Source organism: Candidatus Poriferisodalis sp., from assembly GCF_965203655.1.
Taxonomy (GTDB): Bacteria; Actinomycetota; Acidimicrobiia; order Acidimicrobiales; family Poriferisodalaceae; genus Poriferisodalis.
On the sequence record NZ_CBDBDD010000004.1, the window covers coordinates 224,975 to 248,508 of the forward strand.

The 23,534-nt window shown below is 66.1% G+C and carries 21 protein-coding genes; 15 read left to right on the plus strand and 6 right to left on the minus strand.

Annotation, left to right across the window (positions count from 1 at the left end; all coding sequences use genetic code 11):
• Positions 1 to 68: 68 nt before the first annotated feature.
• On the minus strand, positions 69 to 578 hold the full coding sequence (locus ACOGW9_RS03815; protein ID WP_419908538.1) for a MarR family winged helix-turn-helix transcriptional regulator: 510 nt from the start codon (positions 576 to 578) through the stop codon (positions 69 to 71).
• A 105-nt stretch (positions 579 to 683) separates the two neighbouring features.
• Between ACOGW9_RS03815 and ACOGW9_RS03820 the strand changes: the two genes are divergently transcribed.
• From ACOGW9_RS03820 to ACOGW9_RS03845, 6 genes are all read left to right on the plus strand, one after another.
• On the plus strand, positions 684 to 2,150 hold the full coding sequence (locus tag ACOGW9_RS03820) for an ABC transporter substrate-binding protein (RefSeq protein ID WP_419908540.1): 1,467 nt from the start codon (positions 684 to 686) through the stop codon (positions 2,148 to 2,150).
• 129 nt (positions 2,151 to 2,279) lie between these two features.
• Positions 2,280 to 5,615 (plus strand): bifunctional proline dehydrogenase/L-glutamate gamma-semialdehyde dehydrogenase, encoded by a 3,336-nt coding sequence (locus ACOGW9_RS03825; protein WP_419908542.1) that lies wholly within the window; start codon positions 2,280 to 2,282, stop codon positions 5,613 to 5,615.
• Between the two features lie 265 nt (positions 5,616 to 5,880).
• Entirely contained in the window at positions 5,881 to 6,543 is a 663-nt protein-coding gene (locus ACOGW9_RS03830) for a TetR/AcrR family transcriptional regulator (protein ID WP_419908544.1), read from the plus strand.
• On the plus strand, positions 6,540 to 6,872 hold the full coding sequence (locus ACOGW9_RS03835) for an antibiotic biosynthesis monooxygenase family protein (protein ID WP_419908546.1): 333 nt from the start codon (positions 6,540 to 6,542) through the stop codon (positions 6,870 to 6,872). The genes ACOGW9_RS03830 and ACOGW9_RS03835 overlap by 4 nt, the downstream gene beginning before the upstream one ends.
• Positions 6,869 to 8,041: a M24 family metallopeptidase gene (locus tag ACOGW9_RS03840; protein ID WP_419908548.1), complete on the plus strand. Its 1,173-nt coding sequence runs from the start codon at positions 6,869 to 6,871 to the stop codon at positions 8,039 to 8,041. Before ACOGW9_RS03835 ends, ACOGW9_RS03840 begins: the two co-directional genes overlap by 4 nt.
• Before the next feature lie 29 nt (positions 8,042 to 8,070).
• Positions 8,071 to 8,874, plus strand: coding sequence for an alpha/beta fold hydrolase (locus ACOGW9_RS03845; RefSeq protein WP_419908550.1), 804 nt, complete (start codon positions 8,071 to 8,073; stop codon positions 8,872 to 8,874).
• Positions 8,875 to 9,248: 374 nt separating this feature from the next.
• Here ACOGW9_RS03845 and ACOGW9_RS03850 read toward each other — a convergent pair whose 3' ends face one another.
• Together ACOGW9_RS03850 and ACOGW9_RS03855 are read right to left on the minus strand one after the other, a co-directional pair.
• Entirely contained in the window at positions 9,249 to 9,383 is a 135-nt protein-coding gene (locus ACOGW9_RS03850; protein ID WP_419908552.1) for a hypothetical protein, read from the minus strand.
• A 28-nt stretch (positions 9,384 to 9,411) separates the two neighbouring features.
• Entirely contained in the window at positions 9,412 to 10,203 is a 792-nt protein-coding gene (locus ACOGW9_RS03855; protein ID WP_419908554.1) for an IclR family transcriptional regulator, read from the minus strand.
• Positions 10,204 to 10,297: 94 nt separating this feature from the next.
• Here ACOGW9_RS03855 and ACOGW9_RS03860 point away from each other — a divergent pair, with 94 nt between their 5' ends.
• From ACOGW9_RS03860 to ACOGW9_RS03900, 9 genes are read left to right on the plus strand one after another with little or no spacing between them, the layout of a single operon-like run.
• Positions 10,298 to 11,839 carry a trimethylamine methyltransferase family protein gene (locus ACOGW9_RS03860; RefSeq protein ID WP_419908556.1) on the plus strand — a complete coding sequence of 514 codons (1,542 nt, stop codon included), beginning with the start codon at positions 10,298 to 10,300 and terminating at the stop codon, positions 11,837 to 11,839.
• A 27-nt stretch (positions 11,840 to 11,866) separates the two neighbouring features.
• Complete coding sequence (locus tag ACOGW9_RS03865) at positions 11,867 to 14,395, plus strand: GcvT family protein (RefSeq protein WP_419908558.1); 2,529 nt, start codon at positions 11,867 to 11,869, stop codon at positions 14,393 to 14,395.
• A gap of 6 nt (positions 14,396 to 14,401) precedes the next feature.
• Positions 14,402 to 15,724, plus strand: coding sequence for an NAD(P)/FAD-dependent oxidoreductase (locus tag ACOGW9_RS03870; protein WP_419908560.1), 1,323 nt, complete (start codon positions 14,402 to 14,404; stop codon positions 15,722 to 15,724).
• 15 nt (positions 15,725 to 15,739) lie between these two features.
• Positions 15,740 to 16,948: a glycine C-acetyltransferase gene (locus ACOGW9_RS03875; RefSeq protein WP_419908562.1), complete on the plus strand. Its 1,209-nt coding sequence runs from the start codon at positions 15,740 to 15,742 to the stop codon at positions 16,946 to 16,948.
• Positions 16,945 to 17,973, plus strand: coding sequence for an L-threonine 3-dehydrogenase (tdh, locus tag ACOGW9_RS03880; RefSeq protein WP_419908564.1), 1,029 nt, complete (start codon positions 16,945 to 16,947; stop codon positions 17,971 to 17,973). The genes ACOGW9_RS03875 and tdh overlap by 4 nt, the downstream gene beginning before the upstream one ends.
• A 41-nt stretch (positions 17,974 to 18,014) precedes the next feature.
• Positions 18,015 to 18,200, plus strand: coding sequence for a hypothetical protein (locus ACOGW9_RS03885; RefSeq protein ID WP_419908566.1), 186 nt, complete (start codon positions 18,015 to 18,017; stop codon positions 18,198 to 18,200).
• A 3-nt stretch (positions 18,201 to 18,203) separates the two neighbouring features.
• On the plus strand, positions 18,204 to 19,268 hold the full coding sequence (locus ACOGW9_RS03890; protein ID WP_419908568.1) for a nuclear transport factor 2 family protein: 1,065 nt from the start codon (positions 18,204 to 18,206) through the stop codon (positions 19,266 to 19,268).
• A gap of 2 nt (positions 19,269 to 19,270) precedes the next feature.
• Positions 19,271 to 19,411, plus strand: coding sequence for a hypothetical protein (locus ACOGW9_RS03895; protein WP_419908570.1), 141 nt, complete (start codon positions 19,271 to 19,273; stop codon positions 19,409 to 19,411).
• Complete coding sequence (locus ACOGW9_RS03900; RefSeq protein ID WP_419908572.1) at positions 19,408 to 20,451, plus strand: ester cyclase; 1,044 nt, start codon at positions 19,408 to 19,410, stop codon at positions 20,449 to 20,451. The genes ACOGW9_RS03895 and ACOGW9_RS03900 overlap by 4 nt, the downstream gene beginning before the upstream one ends.
• 86 nt (positions 20,452 to 20,537) lie before the next feature.
• Here the strand turns inward: ACOGW9_RS03900 and ACOGW9_RS03905 are convergent, their stop codons facing one another.
• The 3 genes from ACOGW9_RS03905 to ACOGW9_RS03915 all read right to left on the minus strand — a co-directional run bounded on the left by ACOGW9_RS03905 (position 20,538) and on the right by ACOGW9_RS03915 (position 23,487).
• Positions 20,538 to 21,350, minus strand: coding sequence for an SDR family oxidoreductase (locus ACOGW9_RS03905; RefSeq protein WP_419908574.1), 813 nt, complete (start codon positions 21,348 to 21,350; stop codon positions 20,538 to 20,540).
• 110 nt (positions 21,351 to 21,460) lie between these two features.
• Positions 21,461 to 21,910 carry a c-type cytochrome gene (locus ACOGW9_RS03910; RefSeq protein WP_419908576.1) on the minus strand — a complete coding sequence of 150 codons (450 nt, stop codon included), beginning with the start codon at positions 21,908 to 21,910 and terminating at the stop codon, positions 21,461 to 21,463.
• A complete protein-coding gene (locus ACOGW9_RS03915; RefSeq protein ID WP_419908578.1) occupies positions 21,907 to 23,487 on the minus strand; it encodes a copper resistance protein CopC in 1,581 nt (526 codons plus the stop codon). Before ACOGW9_RS03915 ends, ACOGW9_RS03910 begins: the two co-directional genes overlap by 4 nt.
• Between the last annotated feature and the right edge of the window lie 47 nt (positions 23,488 to 23,534).

Here is a 23,534-nt window from a genome sequence, read left to right on the forward strand (position 1 = left end):
CGACGGTTCGGTCGCTGCAAAGGAGTTGCTCGCGCCGCGACCGTCCACCGGGCGTGGCTCCAATGAGGTCAGCCGGCCCGCTCGGGTGACGACGCCGCCTCCGGCACGTACTGGGTGAGGTACGGGTGGTCGGTGATGCGGGTGGCGATGCGGGCCAGCGCTCGGGCGAGTTCGGCGGTCTGTTCGGGTCCGTCGAGCGGATCGAGCACCAGCCGGCGGATGTCCTCGCGGTGCTGATCGGTGACCATGGCGACGATATCGCGGCCCTTGTCGGTGATCGCGATAGTGACTCTCCGGGCGTCGGCCGCTGCGGCCGTGCGGGTGACCTCGCCGGCCGCCTCCCGCTTGCGAAGGCGATGGCTCAGCCGGCTCGGCGTCACCCCGAGGATCTCGGCGAGCTCGCCCGCGCTCATCCGGCCCTCTGGTTCCTCGGCGACCGCAACGAGGATGCTGTAGTCGAGGGCGATCAGCCCGCGGCGTTGAAAGGTGGGCTCGAGTTGGGGCAGACCCTGCCGCGTGAGGATCATCAGCGATCGCCACACGAGCATTTCATCGTTTGTCAGAAATGGGGAAGTCATACTTGAGTTTTAATTGAACGTTGTAATATATTCAACCGATCGAGTTTCGACTCGGTGGCTTTGCAACGAGCCGGATGAAACGTTGCCAAATGGAGAGGCAATCCGATGAAGAACAAGAATGCAACCTGGCGAATGCTGGTTGCGCTTCTGCTCGTCCTGGGGCTGATCGCCGCGGCGTGTGGTTCCGATGACGGCGAGGACACGAGTATGTCCGGCGACGCTGAGCCGGCCTCCGACGACGGTGCCGACGACGACGGTGATGCCGACGACGGCGCGGCTGCCGACGACGGGGCGGGTGCCGACGACGACGGTGATGCCGACGACGGTGATGCCGACGAGCCCGCAGAGGATGCGGCGCCGGCGCTCATCTCCGACGAGTGTCCCATTCCGAACCCCGAGGAGAACGTCGAGATCGACGTGATCGGTTGGGAGTTCCCGATCGTCGTGCAGTACGCCGACGAGCTCGAGGAGTGCGCTGAAGGCAACTACACCTTCAACGTCCAGTTCCTCGACTCGGCCCAGGCGACCGAACAGATGAACCTCGATCTCGCTACCGGCAATCCAAACTTCGAAATCATCCAGGCCTCGAACAACGTGATCGGCGAGCTGGCCAACCAGGGCTACCTGTACCCGCTGAACGATCTCATCGAGAAGTACCGCGATCAGTTTGACCTCGACCAGGTCGACCCCGCCTTCCTCGAGATGGGTTCGGTCGACGGCAACATCTACACCATCCCGATGGTGTCTAACACGCTGCACACGTTCTACAACCAGGCGATCTTCGACGAGCTCGGCGTCGACGTCCCCGACACGTTCGACGAACTGTTCGACCTGTGCCCGGTCCTGCAGGACGCCGGTTACGACACCGCCTACGGCATGCGGCTCAGCTCGCCGTCGAGCTGGTACATCCACTTCGACAGCGTGATCTCGTCGCTCGGACTCCGGTCGACCAACCCCGACGGCACGACCAACTGGGAGACGCCCGAGGCGCTCGAGGCTGTCAACATCCTCGTCCGCATCCTCGAGGAGTGTTCGCCGCTCAACGGTTCGTACAGCGTCGATGACGTGCAGGCCGGCCTCCAGACCGCCGAGATCCCGCTCGGCTACCTGTGGGCGTCGCGTGCCGGTGCCATGGACGATCCCGAGGCGTCGACTGTGGTCGGCGACATCGCGTACGCCCCGGCCCTCGGCTCGACCCCTGGTGGTGTCCGGGGCGCTCCGGCATACATCGACGGCTACGCCATCCCGATGAACACCCGGGTCGATCCGGAGCTGATCTTCCTGGCGATCCTCGCGGCCACCGATCTCGAGAGCATGAACGCTGCGGCCGAGTTCGGTCTCGTCACCCGTGCAGATGCCACCAACCCGAACGCGCCGCGCAACGCGCTGGCCGCAGCGACGAGCCTCGTCGAAGGCCGGGGTGCCGACTCGCCGCACCCGGCGGCTGGCATCGCTCGCGCCAAGATCGGCGAAGCGCTCCTCACAATCCTCGACGGCGTGTCGCCCGAAGACGCTCTCGCAGCGGCTCAGGCGGCGTACATCGCGGAGGCCACCGAGCAGGGTCTGCTCTGATCCCCCGGCCTCCCCGGGCAGGTAGGCACCGCCCGGGGAGGCCACTCCTCCTCATCCGCCCTTGGCCCGGCGCGAGCGGCTGAGGAGGAGTGTGACCCCCTGACGAATGACACCGAGAGTGTTGAGGTCATGGAGCAGCAGGGCAGGTGCGAAGAATACGTGCCGTCGGAGGTCGAGGATCTGACCGCGCTGGCGGATCGCGCTGTGGCACTCGTGGACGAATGGCTCCGTCGGGCTGCTGCCGCGGAGACCGCAGCCGAGGGCCGCACCGCTCGACGTCTTGCCGGTGTGGTGGCCGACAAAGCAGGCGTGCGTTTCGGGATGGGGTTCGTCGACCGAGTGATCCGGCCCGAGGACGATCGGGTCGCGGCGAATCAACTCGCGCAGCTGGTGGATGACGAGGAGCTTCCCGGCTTCTTGTCCCGACTTGACCGGCTGTTGTTGCGGGCTGGCGCACGGCTCGGCCCGATCCTGCCGTCGCTGGTGATGCCGTTGGCTCGCCGCCGGATGCGGGCGTTGATCGGACATCTGATCGTCGATGCCGAAAGCGGGTCGATGCGGGCCCACTTGGGTCAGCGTCGCCGAGAGGGATTCCGACTCAACGTCAACCTCCTTGGTGAGGCCGTGCTCGGTGACCGGGAGGCGGCCCGCCGTCACGCCGAGGCGATGCGGCTGCTGACTGAGCCCGACGTCGACTATGTCTCGGTAAAGGTCTCGTCGGTCGTTTCCCAGCTCAACGAGTGGGACTTCGACGGGTGTGTGGCCCGCGTGGTGGAGGCGCTCGCTCCGCTGTTCGAGCAGGCTCAGGCCACGTCGCCACCGACGTTCATCAACCTCGACATGGAGGAGTACCACGACCTCGAGCTGACGCTCCGAGCGTTCACGGAGGTCTTGAGCGAGCCGCGGTTCCACAGCGTCGACGCGGGTGTCGTGCTCCAGGCGTACCTGCCGGATTCCTTCGACGCGCTGCGGGAGCTCTCCGCCTGGGCCACCGAAAGGCATGGGCGACATGTCGATGGTCAGCGGGGCGGGAAGGTCAAGGTCCGGCTTGTCAAGGGCGCGAATCTGGCCATGGAGCAGGTCGACGCCGCGATGCACGGCTGGGAGCAGGCGCCATACACGACCAAGGCCGAGACAGACGCCAACTACAAGCGCTGCCTCGACTGGCTCCTCCACCCGAAGCGGCTGGGTGCAATGAAGGTCGGTGTCGCCAGTCACAACCTGTTCGATGTCGCCTTCGCGAAGTTGCTCGCCGAACAGCGGACAGTGACCGACCGAGTCGAGTTCGAGATGTTGGAGGGCATGGCCCCGACCCATGCCCGCCTGCTGCAGGCCGACACCTTCGGGATGTTGCTCTACACGCCGGCCGTCGCCGCCGCTGAGCTCGACGTGGCGATCAGCTACTTGTTCCGCCGCCTCGAAGAGAACGCGTCGGACGAGAACTTCATCCACCACCTCTTCACCATGGAGCCGGGGTGCGCAGCCGCCCAGTCCGAAGCCGAGCGGTTTCGCCGGGCTGTCCGCGATCGCTGGACCGCCAGCGCGACACCCAACCGGTGTCAGGACCGGACCGCGCCGCCCACAGCCATCGCGGCCGACGCCGGCTTTCTGAACGCGCCCGACACGGACCCGGCCTTGGCGGTGAACCGGCAATGGTTGAGCGGGGCACTGGCGGCGTCCGACGTCGCGCCTCGGGCACCCTTGGTCGACGACGTCGGCGAGATAGACGCGACCCTCGAATCCGTGCGAGGCGCCCAACGTGGGTGGGCCGCACGAAGTGTCGAGGAACGACGCTCGGTGCTCCACGCGGTGGCGCACGAGCTCGAACGCAGACGAGGCGATCTCGTGTCGTGCATGGTGCACGAGGCCCGCAAGACCGTCGCTCAGGCCGACCCCGAGGTCTCCGAGGCGGTCGATTTTGCCCGCTACTACGGCGACCGCGCCCTCGATCTCGTACAGGACGACGTCACCTTCGAGCCCCTCGGGGTGGCGCTGGTCGCCCCGCCGTGGAACTTCCCCGTCGCCATCCCGGCCGGTGGGGTCTTGGCGTCGCTGGCGGCTGGAAACGCAGTCATCCTCAAACCGGCACCCGAGACCCACCGCTGCGCAGAGCTGGTGGCCGAGTGCTGTTGGGCCGCCGGCGTCCCGGCGGATGTGCTGCGGTTTGTGCGGGTGCCCGACAACGACACAGGCCGCCACCTGGTCGCCCACCCCAGCGTCGACGCCGTTGTCTTGACGGGCGCGCACGAGACGGCGCAGCTGTTCCGCTCCTGGAAGCCCGGCCTGCGGATCTTCGCCGAGACCTCGGGCAAGAACGCAATGGTGATCACGCCCAACGCCGATCTGGACCTCGCGGTCGCTGACCTGGTCGACTCGGCATTCGGCCATGCCGGGCAGAAGTGCTCGGCGGCCAGCTTGGCCATCTGCGTCGGGAACGTCTACGACTCCGAGCGGTTCCGCCGCCAACTGATCGACGCGACGTCGAGCCTCCGCGTCGGCCCTCCCACCGACCTCGCCACCACCGTCGGACCAACCATCGTCGAACCCACCGGCAAGCTGCTGCGCGCCCTCACCAAGCTCGACACCGGTGAGCGGTGGCTGGTCGAGCCGCGGCGCACGGCGAAGGGCTGCTGGACGCCCGGCGTCAGAGAGAACGTCCAGCCCGGCTCGTGGTTCCACCAAACCGAGTGCTTCGGCCCCGTGCTCGGACTCATCCACGCCGACAGCCTTGAAGACGCAGTCCGGATCCAAAACGGCACCGAATTCGGGCTCACCGGCGGTCTCCACAGCCTGGACCGAGCCGAGATCGACTACTGGCTCGACAACGTGGAAGTCGGCAACGCCTACGTGAACCGGGGAACGACCGGTGCGATCGTCCAGCGACAACCCTTCGGCGGATGGAAGCGCTCGAGCATCGGGCCCGGGGCCAAGGCTGGCGGGCCGAACTACGTCGCACAGCTCGGCCGATGGTCTCCCATGGCCCCGGCCGTGGAGGATCAAGCGTGGCTGAGGGGTGCAGTCGAGAGCGATGCAGCTGCCTGGGCCGAAGAGTTCGGCGTGGAGCACGACCCGACCGGCCTGTTCTGCGAATCGAACCGCTTCCGCTACCGCGCCCTCGAACGCGTCACGGTCCGCATCGAGGACCCGTGCCGCGAAATCGCGCTTCAGCGGGTGCTGGCCGCGGCTGAGCGTTGCGGGGTCGACGTCACACTCTCGACCGTGGCCGACCAGACAACTGACGAGTTCGCTGCCCAGCTTGACCGTTCCCCGCCCGACATGGTGCGGGTGATCGGGACGCTCGCCCCGATCATCCGGGACACGGCCAACGGCCTCGGGATCCAGGTTGCCGACGACCCGGTACTGGCGAACGGCCGTCTCGAGCTGCTCCACTACCTGAGGGAACAGTCGGTCAGCCAGACGACGCACCGGTACGGCAACCTCCTGTCCCAGCGGGGGCGGGGGTGACGAGGGTCGGGTGACATCGCCGTCCTCCACGAAGCGTCGGGAGATGGAATGCCCGACGTCGGATCGGAGACGTGGCGTGTCGGCTCACGGCCGCCTGGTGAGCCTTCGCCTACGACCGGCCTGAGGCCCACCCGGGGGACCGGGTAACTGTCGTCGCTGAGCCCCTCAGCGCGACGTTGGTCTCCAGCCGACGGCAGTTGTGGCGAAACGGAGTCACGCCGCGTGGCACCTGACATTCCGTCCAGAAGGAATGTAAGTTCATCTCATGCCGACTACCGTTGCTCCTGCCCGTCCTCGCCGAACGCAGGCGGAACGGCGCACAGCGACCCGTGCGGCGCTCGTCGCAGCCGCAGTGGAGATGGTTGTGCGCGATAACACGGCCGACGTGCGACTCAACGAGGTCGCTGCGCTGGCAGGCGTGACCAAGGGTGCGATCCAGCACCACTTCGCGTCGAAGGTCGATCTGCGGCTCGCGGTGGTTGAAGCGGGGTGGATGGACCTCATCGACCGGATCGAGAGCATCGGCCCGGTCGAAGGACCACTTGCCGACCGTATCGATCTCTTGGTTGACAAGATGTGGGAGTCGTACTCACGCGACGTGTGCCACGCCGCGTTCGTCATCGCCACGACCACGCCCCCCGACTCCGAGCTCGTTGGTAGGCAAGAGCACCTTTACCGCTCCGCCCGGGACACCCTCGAGAGGATCTGGGCAGCAGCGTTAGCCGATACGGGCCTCGGGCCGGAGGCACTTCGGGCGGTGCGGCGGTTCGTCCGGATCTACATCACCGGGCTGCTGACGCACCGACGTGTCGACCCCGATACCCCGCCGACGGGCCCCCAACTCGAGACGCTCAAAGCCGTACTCGCCCAAATGCTGTCGCAGCAGATCCCGCTGGGGGTAGCCGACCCGGGAGTGCCTTCACGATGACCGTTCGCACGATCACCGAGTTCCGCGTCAAGGACGGGGAGGCTGAGCGCTTCGAACGCACCTACCGCGCCGGTCAATTCCTCGAGCGAGCCACGACCAATCCGGGCTTCCTTCGAGGTGAGTTCATGCGTTGTGTCGCAGATCCGAGCACGTTTGTGGCGATCGCAGAGTGGCAAAGCGAAGGCGACTATGCCGCATGGCAGGCGGCGTATGAGTCGCTCCCGCGAGTCGAGATGGAAACGATGCTCGAGACGCTCGCTGACGCACCGGCGTCGACTGTCCATCGCGTGCTTCTGACTGCCGACCAGAACACAGAGGTGCGCCCATGACCACGACGGCACTCCCAGAACCGACTACCGCTCCGCCGGACGAGACCGAGATCGGGGGTCGCCTCGATCGCGTGCGCGCACGGATGCGCGAGGAAGGGCTGGACCTCTTGGTCGTGGTGGACCCCCACAGCGTCTATTACCTCACGAACTTCGCCAACTATGTACACGAGCGGCCGTTCGTTCTGGTGGTGCCGCTCGAGGGTTCGCCTCGGATGGTGGTGCCGTTGCTGGAGCGCCAGCACGTCGAGGTGCGCTCGGTGGGCGCCATCGAGTTGGTCTCGTACTACGAGTTCCCCGCTCCGGCCGGGGAGAAATGGACTGATCGGTTCCATGAGGTCGTCGACGGCGCAACCGCGGTTGGCGTCGAGTCGAACTGTCCGCTCTACGTCATCGACGAGCTCGACGGCAACCACCATCGAAGCGACATCGTCGAGGACGTGCGCATGATCAAGAGCGACTATGAGATCGGCCGCATGGTCCACGCCGCTCAGGTCGTGTCCGACGCGCACGCCTCGGTCATGGCCGCGGTGAAGCCGGGGGACACGATGGCGACCTTGGCTGGCGCCGCCTCCAGTGCGATGAGGGCGCGCACGTTGGCCGACATGCCAAACGCCAACCTGTTGGCCAGCAGTTTCGGCGCAGCGATCCAGCCGCCGATGCTCTCCGACGACCCGCACAATTTCACCGATGTCTTCGCCGTGATGGAGGAGGGCGGGCCCCACGTGAGCGTCATCAACTCGGTCGTGAACGGCTATGGCGCCGAGATCGAGCGCACGTTCTTCTTGAACACGGTTCCCGACGCTGCGCATGAGCCGTTTGAGGTGATGATGGAGGCTCGGCGCACCGCATTCGACCTGACCGTTCCCGGCGCCTCCATGGCCGGTGTCGATCAAGCGGTGCGCGAGGTGTTCGTCCGCCACGGCTGTCTGGACCGGGTGGTGCACCGCACCGGCCACAGCTTCGGCGTGACGGGCCACGAAGGCCCCTTCCTGGCCATCTCCTATGACCACGAGATCGAGCCGGGCATGGTCTTCAGCATCGAGCCGGGCATCTACTTCGCCGGCCTCGGTGGCTTCCGCCACTCCGACACGGTGCTCGTGACCGAGACCGGCAACGTCAGCCTCACGACGGCACCGGATTCGCTCGACGATCTGCTCTTCGCCCGCTAGCCCCCCTTGACTGCAGGAGGTCACCAACCATGCCATTCGCAGAAGCCACTGACGGGTGCCGGTTGCACTACGAGGTTCACGGCCCGGCCGACCGGCCAGTGCTGCTCATCGGCTATCCGTGGACCGACGGGATGGCGTACACGTTGGGCGCGATGACCGGCGAGGACGAGATGGTGGCCACGACGATGGCCGCCAATCGAGCGCTCGTGGAGGGTTTCGCCGAGACCTACAGGGTCGTGCACATGGACTACCCCCGAGGCCTGCCTCCCTCGGAGGGGCCGCTGGACGGCGACCTGCGAGCGGATACGGTCGCGTCGGACTATGTCGCGATCGCGGACGCGGCAGGGGTCGACCGGTTCGTTGCCCTCGGATACTCCTGGAGCGGAAACGCAGCACTCCAAGTCGCGAGCAGAACCGATCGATGCGCCGGTGTGGCCATCGGCGGGTGGCCGCCGTTGTCCGGCCCGTACGCCGAGATACTCGGCCAGCTGCAGACCATGATCGCCGAACTGGAGCCCGATGATCCCGTTCGGGCCTTCCAACAGATGATCGCCAACTACTACGACTCCATCGTCGGGCACTGGGACGAAGAGGCCGCAGTCGCCGCCCTTAGTGGGGTCCGGATCTCGTTCTTCGGGGCCGACGACGTCGGTGTGCCCGAGCTGGGCCTGCCGCTTGCGCTGGCGGAGCTCACCCGCAGCCGGCGCTCGGACCTCGAGCGCCTGGGATGGACAGTCGCCGAGTTCCCGGGGCACGACCACATGACCGCCTCACTCGACGCAGCTCTGGTCATTGCGACCGTGACCGCCGCGTTGGGGGAGCAGACCTGGTGAAGGCAGTCGAGCTTCACCAAGCGAATCCAGGAGGGTGTGGTGCCCAGAAAGTCCGTCGTCTCAGGTCAGGCGGCGTTTCGGTATTCGCGGATGAGTCCGTCGCATCGGCCGGTTTGTAGCACCGTTGCGGTCGCCGGCGGGATGTCGGGCGGCTTGTCGATGTGAAGGTGGAGGCGAGATGACGCGAAGGGTGCTGGTGACCGATGCCGAAGATTTCGTGGGTCCCGCCGCGGTCGAGCGCTTCCGAGCCGGAGGCGACTCGGTTGTCGCCCACGCAGCTCCACTCGGCGCTCGGGCAGATGTCGGCGCCCTTGTCGCCGATGAGGGGCCCCTTCGATGTCGTCATTGCCAACCTCGATGCGCCGATCACCGTCTCATCGATCACCGACCACAACGACGACATCACGGGCAGGCTCTTCGAGCGGCTCGTCAACCCGCTGTCCTGGTTCAGCCATGTGGTGGCTGGCTTCGGACCATGCCTCGTACATCTTCGGTGCAATCATCCCCACCGACGGCGGCTGGACCCTCTCACCACCTTCAGGGGTTCAGGAGCGAGGTCCGCTTGCCCGCAGCGGATCCGAGGTCGTTCGAGATCAGATTCGCAAGGCGCCGGACGGTTCGAGCGGCGTCGATCAGTGAGTCCTCGAATCGGAACTTCGGGGCAGTGATGCCGAGCGCAGCCACTGCCACACCCGAAGGGCCACGAATCGGTGCGGAGCAGCCGACGACACCCTCCTCGAACTCGTCGATGACGATCGAGTAGCCGGCCTCTCGGGCACGGGCGACTTCTGCCGCGAACTTCGCAGGGGTCGCGCATCGCAGCCCGGGAGCTTCGGCGATGCGTCCGGGGGTGAGCCACGCTGCGGCGAGTTCGGGCGGTTCGGTCGCGAGAATCGCCCGACAGGTCGAGCTGCTGGCGGCCGGGCCGGCCGCTCCGACGCGGGCATACGGTGCGAGCGCATGTCGCGATGCCTCTGAGGCGATGATGATCGTCTCGTCCGCTCGGAGCACGACGACCTCGGCCGTCTCGCCGTAGGCCGAGGCGAGCTGTCGGAGATAGGGGCGGCTCGCCGCAGCGACATGCGCTTCGAGGCTCTGCGCCGCGATGGTGTGCATGCGCCACCCGATCACGTAGCCCCGCGATGTGGCGTCGCGATCCAGAACCCCCGCATCGGCCAAGGTCGAGAGAGCCCGTGAGACCTGGCTCTTGTCTCGTCCGGTCTGTGCGGCCAAGTTGCTGACCGAACTCGGTGCGCCGTCGGCGGCGACGATGTGGTCGAGCAGTTCGACGTCTCGGCTCAGTCCAGCTGCGTTCTTCCGGGCTGCCATATGCGCACATCGTAGGGAGTTGTTGCCATATACACAACTTGTCTTGTGTGCTGCCGAGAGGCTGGCCACAATGCCCTCAGAGTGGAGGGTTCATATGTCCGAACGAACGAGACGTCGCAAGGGGCGGCGTGGACACGCGCACGGACCGCCGGCGATCGAGCAGCCGCCGTTCCGCTTTCATCGCCGCTGTGTGGCGCCGACGCGTGTCGTCTCCGACGACGAGCTCGAAGCGGTGCACGAGGCATCGCTGGCCATCCTGCGCGATGTCGGCATCGACGTGCTCCTGCCAGACGCTCGAGCGAGGCTCGAGGCGGCGGGTTGCACGGTCTCGATCTCCGACGACCGCGTGCGGTTCGACCCCGAGATGGTCGTGGATTTCGTCGCCTCCGCCCCGGCCGAATTCACGCTCCACGCGCGCAACCCCGGCCACACCGTCCGGATCGGTGGCGACAACGTCGTGTTCAGCGCCGTCGCCAGCCCGCCGAACGTGAGCGACGCCGCCGGTGGGCGGCGCACCGGGAACCTCGAGGACTTTCAGAACCTTGTCCGGCTCAGCCAGCACCTCAACGCCGTCCAGGTCCATGCGGGCTACCCGGTCGAGCCTGCTGACGTCCACGCCTCGGTGCGCCACCTCCACGCCATCGCCGACCTGTGCAAGCTCAGCGACAAGGCCGTCAACGCCTACAGCCTCGGAGCCGACCGCAACCGCGACGCCCTCGAGATTCTGCGAATCGCGCACCAACTCGCCGACGACGAGATCGATGGTCACACGATCGTGTACTCGGTGATCAACACGTCGTCGCCGTTGCGTCTCGACGAGCCGATGTGCACCGGCATCATCGAGTTCTCGTCGCGGAATCAGGCGGTTGTCGTCACGCCATTCACGCTCGCCGGGGCAATGGCTCCGGTGACGATCGCCGGTGCCGTGGCTCAGCAGAACGCCGAGGCCTTGGCCGGGATCTGCCTCGCCCAGGTCGTGCGACGCGGCGCCCCGGTTCTGTACGGCGGCTTCACCTCCAATGTGGACATGAAGTCAGGTTCGCCTGCTTTCGGCACTCCCGAGTTCATGCAGGCGGCGATGCTCGGCGGGCAGCTCGCGCGCCGCTACGGGATCCCGTACCGCTCCTCGAACGTCAATGCCGCGAACGCTGTGGACGCCCAAGCCGGATACGAGTCCGTTTTCTCCCTGTGGGGAGCGATCATGGGCGGCGCCAACCTCGTCTTTCACGGCGCCGGATGGCTCGAAGGTGGGCTGCGTGCCTCCTACGAGAAGATGGTCCTTGATGCCGACCTGATCAACATGGTCGCCACCTGGCTCCAGCCACTTGTCGTCGACGACGCCACGCTCGCGGTCGAGACGATCGGCGAGGTCGGACCCGGCGGACATTTCTTCGGTGTTCAGCACACCCAGGACCGCTATCGAGATGCTTTCTACACCCCGATGGTGTCCGATTGGCGCAACTTCGAGTCCTGGCACGAGGCCGGCTCACCGACCGCAGACACCAAGACAGCAGCCCTCGCCAGCCAGCTGCTCGCCGAGTACCGCCAGCCCGCCATCGACGAGGCCGTGCTCGAAGAGATCGATGCCTTCGTCGAACGTCGCGTCGCCGAGGGCGGAGTCGCTACGGACTTCTAGCCCGGGAGAAAGGTCGAGGAACCCAGGATGCGAGACCAGGCACGAGTCGTGGTCGTCGGCGGAGGCGTCGTCGGCGCCAGTGTGCTCTACCACCTGACCAAGAACGGCTGGACCGACGTTGTCCTACTCGAACGAACCGAACTCACCGCCGGTTCGACCTGGCACTCGGCCGGTGGCATGCACACCCTCAACGGCGATCCCAACGTCGCCAAGCTCCAGCAATACACGATCGAGCTGTACAAGGAGATCGAGGCACTCTCCGGCCGGGACTGCGGTATTCACCTGACCGGCGGACTGATGCTCGCCGACAGCGAGGAGCGCATGGACTGGCTTCGGATGGCCCACGCTCGCGGCCGCTACCTCGGGATGGACACCGAGCTCATCAGCGTTGCCGAGGCCAAGAAGCTCATGCCGCTGCTCGAGGAGGAGTACTTCGTGGGCGCGATGTACGACGCCCACGAGGGCCACGTCGACCCCTCCGGCGTGACTCACGCCTACGCCCAATGCGCCCGAGACAACGGCGCTGCCATTCACCGCAACAGTTGGGTCCGCTCGCTGGCCCGTACAGCCGAAGGGTGGAACGTCGAGGTCATCGAGACATCCAGCGGCGAGGCACAGGGAACCATCAGCTGCGAACACATCGTCAACGCCGGTGGACTCTGGGCACGCGAGGTCGGCCGGATGGCCGGTGTCGAACTGCCAGTTCTGGCCATGGAGCACATGTATCTCCTGACCGAGGACATCCCGGCGATCGCCGAGTACAACACCGAGCACGGCGAGGTCCTCCACTGCATCGACTTCGGCGGCGAGATCTACATGCGTCAGGAGGGCGGCGGGCTCTTGCTCGGGACCTACGAGCAGGGCGGTAAGCCGTGGTCGGTCGAGGAGACCCCGTGGGATTTCGGCATGCGGCTCCTCAGCCCCGACCTCGACCGCATCGCCGAATCTCTCGACGTGGGCTTCCGGCATTTCCCTGTATTCGAAGAAGCGGGCATCAAGCAGGTCATCAACGGCCCGTTCACCTTCGCTCCCGACGGCAACCCATTGCTCGGTCCGATCCGCGGCCTCCCCGGTTTCTGGAGTGCCTGTGCGGTCATGGCCGGACTCAGCCAGGGCGGCGGCGTCGGTTTGTCGCTCGCCAACTGGATGACCGATGGCGACCCCGGCTTCGACATCTGGGGAATGGACGTCGCCCGCTACGGCGACTTCGCGACCCGCCGATACACGAGCGAGAAGGTGCAGGAGAACTACAGCCGTCGGTTCCGCATCCAGTTTCCCAACGAGGTGCTCCCCGCCGCTCGGCCGCTCGAGACCTCGCCGATCTACGACCGTCTCGTCGCCGAGAACGCGGTGTGGGGCGACGGGTACGGGCTCGAAAGCGCTCTGTGGTTCCAGAAGCCTGGGCTCGAGCCGATCGAGGAAGTCACGTTCGGACGTTCCAACGCCTGGGACTCCGTGCGCGAAGAGGCCCTCGCCGTTCGCAATGGCGTCGGGGTGATGGAGACGACCGGCTTCGCCAAGTTCGTCTTCACCGGCGCGGATGCGCGGAGCTATCTCGACTCGATCATCACCAACCGGCTTCCTGCGCCCGGCCGAATGGTGCTGGCGCCGATGGTGAGCCACAACGGCAAGCTCATCGGCGACCTCACCGTCGCCTGTCTCGGCCCGACCGCCGGCGAACCCGCCGGCCCGGTCACCGCAGCGACCGGCGGCGCGACCCAGAACACGGGGCACCAGGAACGCCTCGTCGTCTTCGGGTCGGGCGTGGCCATGCGCTTCTACGAGCGCTGGTTCGATCAGACGATCCCGGTCGGCGCCGACGTGAGCTACACGACCCTCGGCTGGGACCTCTGTGGTCTCGCCATCGCCGGCCCGCAATCGCGGACCCTGCTCGAACGGCTCACCACCACCGACGTGTCCGGCGAGGCGTTCCGATTCATGGACTTCCGTCAGCTCGACCTCGGCCCGATCCCCGTGTGGTGCGGACGAGTCTCGTTCTCCGGAGACCTCGGCTACGAGTTCTGGATGTCGTCGAGCCGCCAGCGAGCGACCCTCGACCTCCTCCAACGTGAAGGGAGCGACCTCGGGCTTCGCCTGTTCGGCCTGCACGCGCTCGACTCCCTTCGCCTCGACAAGGGATTCGGCACGTGGGGTCGCGAGTACCGGCCCATCTACGACCCGTTCGAGGCCGGCCTCGAACGATTCGTCAAGCTCGACAAGGGCGAGTTCGTCGGCCGCGACGCGCTGGCCGTAGCCCACGAGGCGGGCCTCGAACGACGGCTGCTCACCTGGTCTGTCGACACCGAAAGCGGCCGCGACGGCGCCGACGTCATCGGCGACGAGCCCGTCTGGTACGACGGCGAGGTCGTCGGCTGGGTCACCTCGGGCGGCTACTCGCACTACATGGACACCTCGGTGGCCATGGGTTACGTGCCTGCCCACCTGGCAGATGCGCCTGGGCAGTTCGAGATCGAGATTCTCGGCGTTCGGAGGGCCGCGACCCTCGTCGACGGCTGTCTCTGGGACCCCGAGGGGCAACGAATGAGGAAGGGGTAACCACCCATGACCAACGAGAACAGCTACGACGCCATCATCATTGGTGCGGGCGTCATCGGTGCCGCCATCGGCTACGAACTCTCGAAGGCCGGCCGCCGGACGCTCAACATCGACAAGCTCCCGGCTGCCGGATACGGATCGACGAGCAACTCGTGCGCCATCATCCGCTTCAGCTACAGCACCTACGACGGGGTGGCCATGGCGTGGGAGGGGCAGCACTACTGGGTCAATTGGCGCGACTACCTGGGTGGCGATGTCGACGAGCGTGGACTGATCGACTTCGTTCAGTGCGGCACCGCACTGCTCAAGAAGTCCGGCGGGCACTCGCACCACGAGAAGGTCGTGCCGCTGCTCACCGAGCTCGACATTCCGTTCGAAGACTGGGACCTCGACACGCTTCTCGACCGCCTCCCGGCCCTGAACGGATCCGTGTTCGGCCCGCCGAAGCGTCCCGACGACGACGAGTTCTGGGCCGAACCAACCGAACAACTGCTCGGCGCCGTGTGGACCCCTGACGCCGGGTACATCTCGGACCCTCAACTCTCGACGCACAACCTCCAGCGCGCGTGCGAGAGCGTCGGCGGCGAGTTCGTTTTCAACACCGAGGTCACTGCGATCAACCAGACCGACAATCGCGTCACTGGCGTCACGCTGTCGACCGGCGAGACGATTTCGGCTCCCGTTGTCGTGAATGTTGCCGGTCCCCACAGCTTCGTCGTGAACCGCATGGCCGGCCTTGAAGGCACCATGAATATCTCCACCAAGGCGCTCCGCCACGAGGTGCACCACGTGGCCTCACCCGAAGGCGTCAACTACGGCTCAACCGGCTGTCACGTACAGGACGGCGACACCGGCATCTATTTTCGTCCCGAATCCGGCGACAACATTCTGATCGGCTCCGAAGACCCCGACTGCGACCCGCAGGAATGGATCGAGGATCCCGACAACTACGACACCGAAGTGTCCCACGCGCAATGGGAGGCCCAGGTCCTCCGGCTTGCCCGGCGCATGCCCGACCTCGGAGTGCCCAATGTCAAGCGCGGTGTCGTCGACCTCTACGACGTCGCCGACGACTGGATTCCGATCTACGACAAAACCGATCTGGGCGGGTTCTACGTAGCGATCGGTACGTCGGGCAACCAGTACAAGAACGCTGGCGTCGCGGCCGCGGCCATGGCCGAACTCATCGATGCGGTCGAGAGCGGCCACGATCACGATGCCGAGCCCGTGGTCCACGTCGGTCGCTACACCGGACTCGAGATCGACATGTCGAGCTTCAGCCGGAATCGTGCGATCAACCCCAACAGCAGCTTCTCGGTGAACGGCTAGCAGGTCCGGCAAGCAATGCGCCGAACCGATTTCTACGAACAACTCGAGGGAACGCTCGACGGCATCCGAAGGGACGGTCTCTGGAAACATGAACATGAGCTGGTTTCTCCACAATCGGGAGAGATCACGCTGGGGGCGACGGGAAACCGCGTCAATCTCTGTGCGAACAACTACCTCGGCCTGGCCGACGATCCGAATGTCGTGGCGGCGGCCAAGGACACGATGGACCGCCTCGGTCACGGCATGGCATCCGTGCGCTTCATCTGTGGCACGACAGAGGAACACTGTCTTCTCGAGGACGACATCGCGACCTACCTCCGAACCGACGCCGCCATCACCTTCGCCGCGTGCTTCGACGCCAACGCTGCGGTATTCGAGCCTTTGCTCGGCGCCGCCGACGCCATCGTCAGCGATTCGCTGAACCACGCGTCGATCATCGACGGTGTCCGACTGTCGAAGGCGAGGCGGTACCGCTTCGCCACTCGGGACATGACCGATCTGCGCACCCAGCTCGAAGCGGCCCGCGCCGAGGGCGACGGGGCGGTCCTGATCGTGACCGACGGGGTGTTCTCGATGGACGGCTACCTCGCCGATCTCGCCGCCGTCTGTGAGCTCGCAGATGCGTTCGACGCGCTGGTAATGGTCGACGATTGTCACGCCACCGGACTCATCGGACCGGGTGGGCGTGGAACACCGACCCACTTCGAGGTCGCAGATCGTGTCGACATCGTCACGAGCACTCTCGGCAAGGCCCTCGGCGGTGCGATGGGCGGCTTCGTCGCAGCTCGTCGGCCCATCGTCGATCTGCTCCGCCAACGGGGCCGCCCGTATCTCTTCTCGAACGCTCTGTCACCAGCACACGTCGGAGGTGCACGCGAGGCGATACGAATTGCCGCCACCAGCGACGACCGTCGCGAACGCCTGATGCGCCACGCCGAACGATTCCGTTCGGCCATGACCGCAGCAGGGTTCGAGCTGACCGGAGCCGGCCACCCGATCGTTCCGGTCATGTTCGGCGACGCGGCGGTGGCCGCGTCGATGGCAGAACGGGTGATGGAGTTGGGCGTCTACGTGACCCCATTCTCGTTTCCGGTCGTTCCCCACGGTCAGGCCCGCATTCGCACCCAGATGAGCGCCGCTCTTACCGATGATCACCTCGATACGGCGATCGAGGCGTTCACACAGGCCGCAGACGACCTCGGCATCGAGCGGAGCCTGCGGTGAGAGCACTGATCAAATCGGGCCCGGGACTAGGTCTCGAACTCGTCGAGCGGCCGGCCCCGGTGGTCGGACCAAACGACGTCGCGATCGCTGTCAAACGAGCGGCGATCTGTGGCACCGACCTCCACATCTTCGATTGGGACGACTGGGCCGCAAGCGAAGTCGTGACACCGGTGACGGTGGGGCACGAGTTCTTCGGCATCGTCGAAGCCGTCGGCGGCCAGGTGAGTGGTATTGAGATCGGCGAGCGGGTCGCTGGTGAGGGGCATCTGACGTGCGGAACCTGCCGCAACTGCCGCGCAGGGAACCGGCATCTGTGCCGAAACACCATCGGCGTGGGTATCCACCGCGACGGCGGATTCGCGGACCTGGTTGCGATCCCGGCGTCGAACGTCTACCGCGTACCTGATGAGGTCGACGACAACGCCGCGGCAATTCTCGACCCGCTCGGCAATGCCGTGCACACCGCCCTCTCGTTCGACCTCGTCGGCGAGGACGCGCTGATCACCGGCGCAGGACCCATCGGTCAGCTCGCGGTCGGCGTGGCCCGCCTCGCCGGCGCTCGCCATGTGGTCGTCACCGACACCGTCGAGGACCGGCGCAACAATGCTCTGCGAATGGGCGCGTCGCTCGCCGTTGAACCGGGGGCCGAATCGCTCGAGTCGGCCATGGCTGAGCTCGGGATGCGCGAAGGATTCGATGTCGGTCTCGAAATGTCCGGCCACGGTGCTGCACTCGACGACCTGATTTCGGTCATGAACCACGGTGGGCGCGTCGCACTGCTCGGCCTCTACGGCCGACGGCCCAACATCGACATGAACGCGCTCATCTTCAAGGGTCTGACGGTGAAGGGAATCTACGGCCGAGAGATGTTCGAGACGTGGTACAAGGCAACCGGTCTGCTCACTTCGGGTCTCGACGTCTCGCCGGTCATCTCCCACGTGCTGCCGCTGGAGGATTTCGACGAAGCGTTCGATCTCGTCCGTACCGGCCGAGCGAGCAAGGTGATCTTCGACCTCGGGACCTGAGTGGGCCAGGGAGACGCATGACCGGAAAGATCCTCAACTCCATGAAGGTGCTCGCACCTGCCGAGTGGACGCTGCGCGTGGCTATCGTCTCGTTGACTGGCGGCGAGAGCAGCCGAACCATCACCGAGGCGGCGGCGGTCTCGATCACGCTGCCGATCGTGATCGTTATCATCCTGTTCCAGAAGCACCTGGTGAAGGGCCTCGATGTCGGCGCCGTGAAGGGTTGAGCGATGGCCGAGCACCTGCAGCGCGCAAAGTCCGTCGTCCTGGAGTATCACCGAAGTCTCGACAGTGTGCTGGCGCGTCGGCCCGGTCACGATGGCGCGTCCGCAGGTGACATCACCGACGTGCTGGCGTCGAGCGTGACCGAGGGCTTCCTGTGGAGGGGGATGCACCCCTTCTATGAGCAGCACGGCGCAGAATCGGTGGCTGACGTGTTCTGGGCGCCGCTGCGCGCCGCGATGGCGCCACTGCAGCGACGCGTGGACGTGTTCCTGGCCGGCGACAACGATGCCGACGGGGGCGCCACCACCTGGGTCTGCTCCATGGGGCACTTCCTCGGCCTGTTCGACGCCGCTTGGCTCGACATCCCCCCGACCCGCCGCGCGACGCCGATCCGCTATGTCGAGTTCAGCCGGGTCGACGGCGACCTCATCGCTGAGTCGGCTCTGTTCTTGGATCTGGTAGCGGTCATGCGCCAAGCAGGCCAGTACCCGCTGCCGCCGACCACCGGGCAGCCCGGCATCTACTTCGGTCCCCGCACCGCGGACGGTGTGCTGACCGAGCCGCAGGACCCCGACGAAACCGCGGCGACTCTGGAACTTGTCTGGCGCATGGCAGGCGACCTTGGCGAGGCAAACCGGATCGCACGCGACCAGGGCTCAGACCGAATGCCCCGTGAGGTGCTCGCACGCTGCTGGCACCCCGACATGCTGTGGATCGGGCCTGACGGCATCGGATCGTCGTACACCATCGACCGTTACCAGCAGCAGCACTCCTACCCATTCCGGTTCGGATTGGGCGACAAGGAGTTCCACGGCCACGTGGCCCGCATAGCCGAAGGCCGCTATGCCGCCTGGTTCGGCTGGGCGAATGTCACCAACCGCCCGCGAGGCGGGTACCTGGGACTGCCGGCCAGCGGACCGGCGGAGATGCGCGTGGTGGACGTGTACCGGCGCGAGGGCGACAAGCTGGCCGACAACTGGGTCTTCATCGACCTGCTGCACTGGCTCGCCCAACAAGGGCTGCGGCCCTTGGAACGGATGCGCCAGCTCCTAGGCATCGAGGAGTTCTGACCATGGCAACAGTGACACTGAATGATCTGAGCAAGGTCTATCCGAATGGCTTCGAACGGGTGGGTGACCGGATACGGGTCAATGTGGATGTCCAGAATCTGCATTTCTTCGACCGCCAGAGCCACCTCGCCATCAACGCATGAGTTCGGCCGACGATCCGCATCGCAGCCTCCAGGTGTTGCTGTCGCCGCTGCGAGCGGCTCTTTACGACTACGACGCGACGAAGGTGCAGGCGGCCCTGCGTGGTGTGTTCGCCGACGGCGCGGCGGTGCACCTCACCCATCCCTTCGAAGATCTCGACGGCCCTGACGGCCTTTACAACGTGGCATTCGCGCCGCTCGCAGCAGCGTGGCCGGATCTCGAACGGCGGGATTACATCGTCATTGCGGGTGCCGACTCTGGCGGCCAGCACTGGGTTGGTTGCGCCGGCTCATACATGGGAACCTTCAGCGGTTCGTGGCTGGGCATCCCGGCCACCGGCCGGCCGGTAGCGATGCGCTACCACGAGTTCTTCCGGTTCGAGGGTCGTCAGATTGTCGAGATGCAGGCCGTTTGGGACGTGCCGGAAGTCATGATGCATGCGGGCGTCTGGCCGATGACGCCGAGCCTCGGGCGCGACTGGTTGGTACCATCCCCGGCGACCGGGGACGGTCTCACCGAAGGGCCGCGTGACGAAGCGGAATCGCAGGCCAGTGTCGATCATGTGGTCGGCATGCTCTCCGACATGGGTCGCCATCCACGTGAGCCCGTTGAGGTGATGCGCCTGGAGCACTGGTGGCATCCCAAGTTCAACTGGTACGGGCCGCACGGCATCGGCACCGGCCGCGGTGTCGAGGGGTTCCGGCGCTTCCACCAGATCCCCTTCCTTCGGGCGATGCCGGATCGCCGTGGCGGCTATGCCGGCGACGGGCACTTCTTCGGTGACGGTGCATATGTAGGTGTCACCGGATGGCCGGGCATGGCCATGACGCTGACGGGCGATGGTTGGCTTGGCATCGCAGCTTCTGGCCAGCAGATCACGATGCGCAGCTTGGATTTCTGGCGCGTCGAGCGCCGCGAGTTGCCCGATGGCTCGGTCGAGCGCAAGATCCGGGAGAACTGGGTGCTCATCGACTTGCTGCACGTCTACGACCAGATCGGTGTCGATGTGCTTGCTCGCATGTCCGAACTCGCTGCTAGGTAGCCAAGTCGGAGCATCTGGGAGCGCCGAGACGGCCCGAAGTGCTGCGTAGCGCCCGTCGCGTCGGGCGATGTTCGGGCGGGCGGCGTTCAGCTGCGGCGTGAACGTGAGGCAGGCGAGTCCTTGGGATTGGCCCATCCGACGGTCATGCCGGCCGAGAGGCCACCATCCACCGGCAGGTCCACACCGTTGACCCAGCCCGAGTCGCCGACCAGCAGCCAGGTCACCACCTCGGCTTCGTCCTCGGGCGTGCCGAGCCTGCCCACCCGTTCGTTCAGCCAGGCCATCTGCTCGACACCCGTGTCCTGCTCGAAGTACGGGAACAGGGGAGTGTGCACCGGGCCGGGGCTGACCGAGTTGACCCGGATGCCTCGGTCGAGAACCTGTCCCGCCAGATGCTTGGTGTACGACACCACCCATTCCTTCGACAGCGTGTAGGCAGCGGGTCCTCCCCGCTCATAGGACTGCGCGACCTCGATGCCTGCAGCGAAGTCCTCGGCTGCATCGAGCTCCGCGATGCGATCGAGATGGCGGTTCCACACCATCCCGGCAAGCGACGCGATGTTCACGATCGACGCTCCGTCGTTGATCTTGCCTGCAGCCAGCAGCGTTTCGGTGATGTGCCGCAGCCCGTACACGTTCACCCGCAGCACCAGCTCGGCGCCCATGCTTCCCGCCACGCCGGCGATGTTGCCCAAACCGTCGAACGTGCCCTCGAGGCCGGCCACGACGCTCTCGATCGAAGCTGGATCCGACACGTCGCAGTGATGGTGTTCGGCAGCGCCGTCAGGAGCGTCCTTGATGTCGAGGTTCACGACCTCGTGACCGCCGGCGACGAGCCGCTGCAAGGTTGCATTCCCGATTCCCGTCGAGGCTCCGGTGAGCAGGATCCGCTTGGACATGTTGTTGTCTCCGTTCGTTGTCGCACGTGCGAGCACTCGGCTCGGCCAAGTGGCGTGAGATTAGGCCCACGAAGCCTGTCGAGTCCCGGCCCCGCAGCAGTGATGTCGGCTCATTGTTCGAAGCCGAGGCGCTCCTGCTCGGCACGGATGTAGCTGATCACCTTCTCGATCTCAAGATCGGTGATGCCCTCCACGGGCGGCATGTCGCCGAACCACCAGTGGTGTTCCCGAGTTCCTTCGCGGATGGCCACGCGGTATGCGTAGTCGCCGTGATGGTTCGGCTCGTAGACGATCGAGAGCTGCGAGGGACCCTTGTCGGTGCCGCGCAGGTCGACGCCATGGCATTCGGCGCAGTAGTGCTGGTACACCGCAGCGCCGTCGGGCACAGCCGGAGCAGCAGCAGTTGTCGGAGGCGCAGGTGCGCCCGACGTGGCCGTGGGTGCCGGTTCGGCTGACGATGCGTCGTCCGCATCATCGGCATCGGCGGCGCACCCAAGGGCGATCGCGCACACGGTGACCACGGTTGCAACCCATGGGAGCGAGGTTCTGAGTCGGGTCACAGGGCGGACGCTCCGACCAGGAATGCGGTGACGACGCCAGCCGCCACCAGGACGGCGGCTTCGATGCTCACGGCCCTGAACAGGCGCTGCTGAACCAAGGGCTGCGCTTGCAAGCTGACGTGCTGCGCCGCTGCTGGCATGTGCACCCAGCGGTTGCGCCCACCGATCACGGCGGCCAAGGCCACAAGGGCGACTTTTGCGATCAGCAGACGACCCCACCCCGTTGACCATAGGTCGGCGAATCGATCCATCACGAGCAGCGCCATGACGGTGCCGGCGACACCGGCAAGCACGAGCGACACGGACGCCAACTGCGAGAAACGCATCAACGGCCCGACCAGCCCGGCGTCACCGCGACGGCGCCGGAGCAAGTCGGCGAGCAACACCAGGCCTCCGCTCCACACAGCAGCAGCAGTCACGTGCGTCGCATTGGCAGCAGCGTGCAGCAGTCTCGGCCCCTCGGTGACCGTGTGTCCGTCGAAGGAATACGAGACGATCACCAGCGCCGCGCCGATCAGCCCGAGGGTGCGGAAGCGGTTCCGGTTGGAATGCGGAACGCGCGGGCGAGCCAGCCCAAACACGACGAGGCCTCCGAGCACGCGCAAACCCACGGCGATGCCGAAGGGCGCAGCGAGTGCGTCGCTGATCGCGTCCATCGACACGACCGCACTCCAGTCGTCTTCGATCACCACCGCTTGGGTCAGCGCGGTCGCTACGGCCGCGGCGACGAGGGCGATCCCGCTGACGAACAGCACGCGGTGCACTCGGGCTCGTTCCGATGGCTCACTGCGCACGACGAACGTGGCAAACGCGAACCCGCCGACGATGGTGAGCGTCGCGAGCAGGCCCACGATTCGCAGGGCCTCAGCGAGCCGTTCGGCGCCTGTGGCTCCTGGGCTGCGCCGCGCCTGACGAGGTGGGCCGTCCTCGGATGTAGCTCCAGATTCCGCGGGAGCAGTGCCACCCGGTGCCGTCGTCGGAGAAGGCGCTTCCGCAGCCACCGTGGGCGTCTCTTCGCCTGCCTGCGGCGTGGTTGCCGGGGTCGTCGATCCGTCGTCGGAGTCGACCGCCGCGCTCGTGCCTGTCGGCGACTCCTCGACAACGTCGCCTGTTACAGCGTTGCTGTCAGGGGGTTCTGCTGGTGGGTCTGTAGCGGAGTCCGTGGACGACTCTGCGGGGGATTCGGCAACTGGAACATCGACCGTGAATCCGAACGTGCCCTCGACGACGTGGCCATCCTCCGCCGCTACTCGCCACGAAACCTCATAGACGCCGTTGCCCAGGGGCGTATCGAAGTGCAACCGCCACACCCGATTGTCGGCTGAGCTCAGCGAGTCAGGCAGGAATTGGGGGCCTGGTCCTTGGGACACAGTGAACCCGTCGCCCGCTGGCTCGACCGGGCGATTGAAGGTCAGGGAGATGCTTGCGACTGGCTCAACGACGACCTGCCCGTCAGATGGTTGCGAAGACTCCAAGCCGGTATGGGCGGCTACTGGCGCCGCTGTCGTCACGATGAGCACAGCACTGACGGCCAGGGCCAGCATGAGCGCTGTCGAGCAGCGCGATCTCAGGCTCACAACGACCGAGTCTTGTCCGGGAATCTGGCAGTCGTCTGTGAATGCTC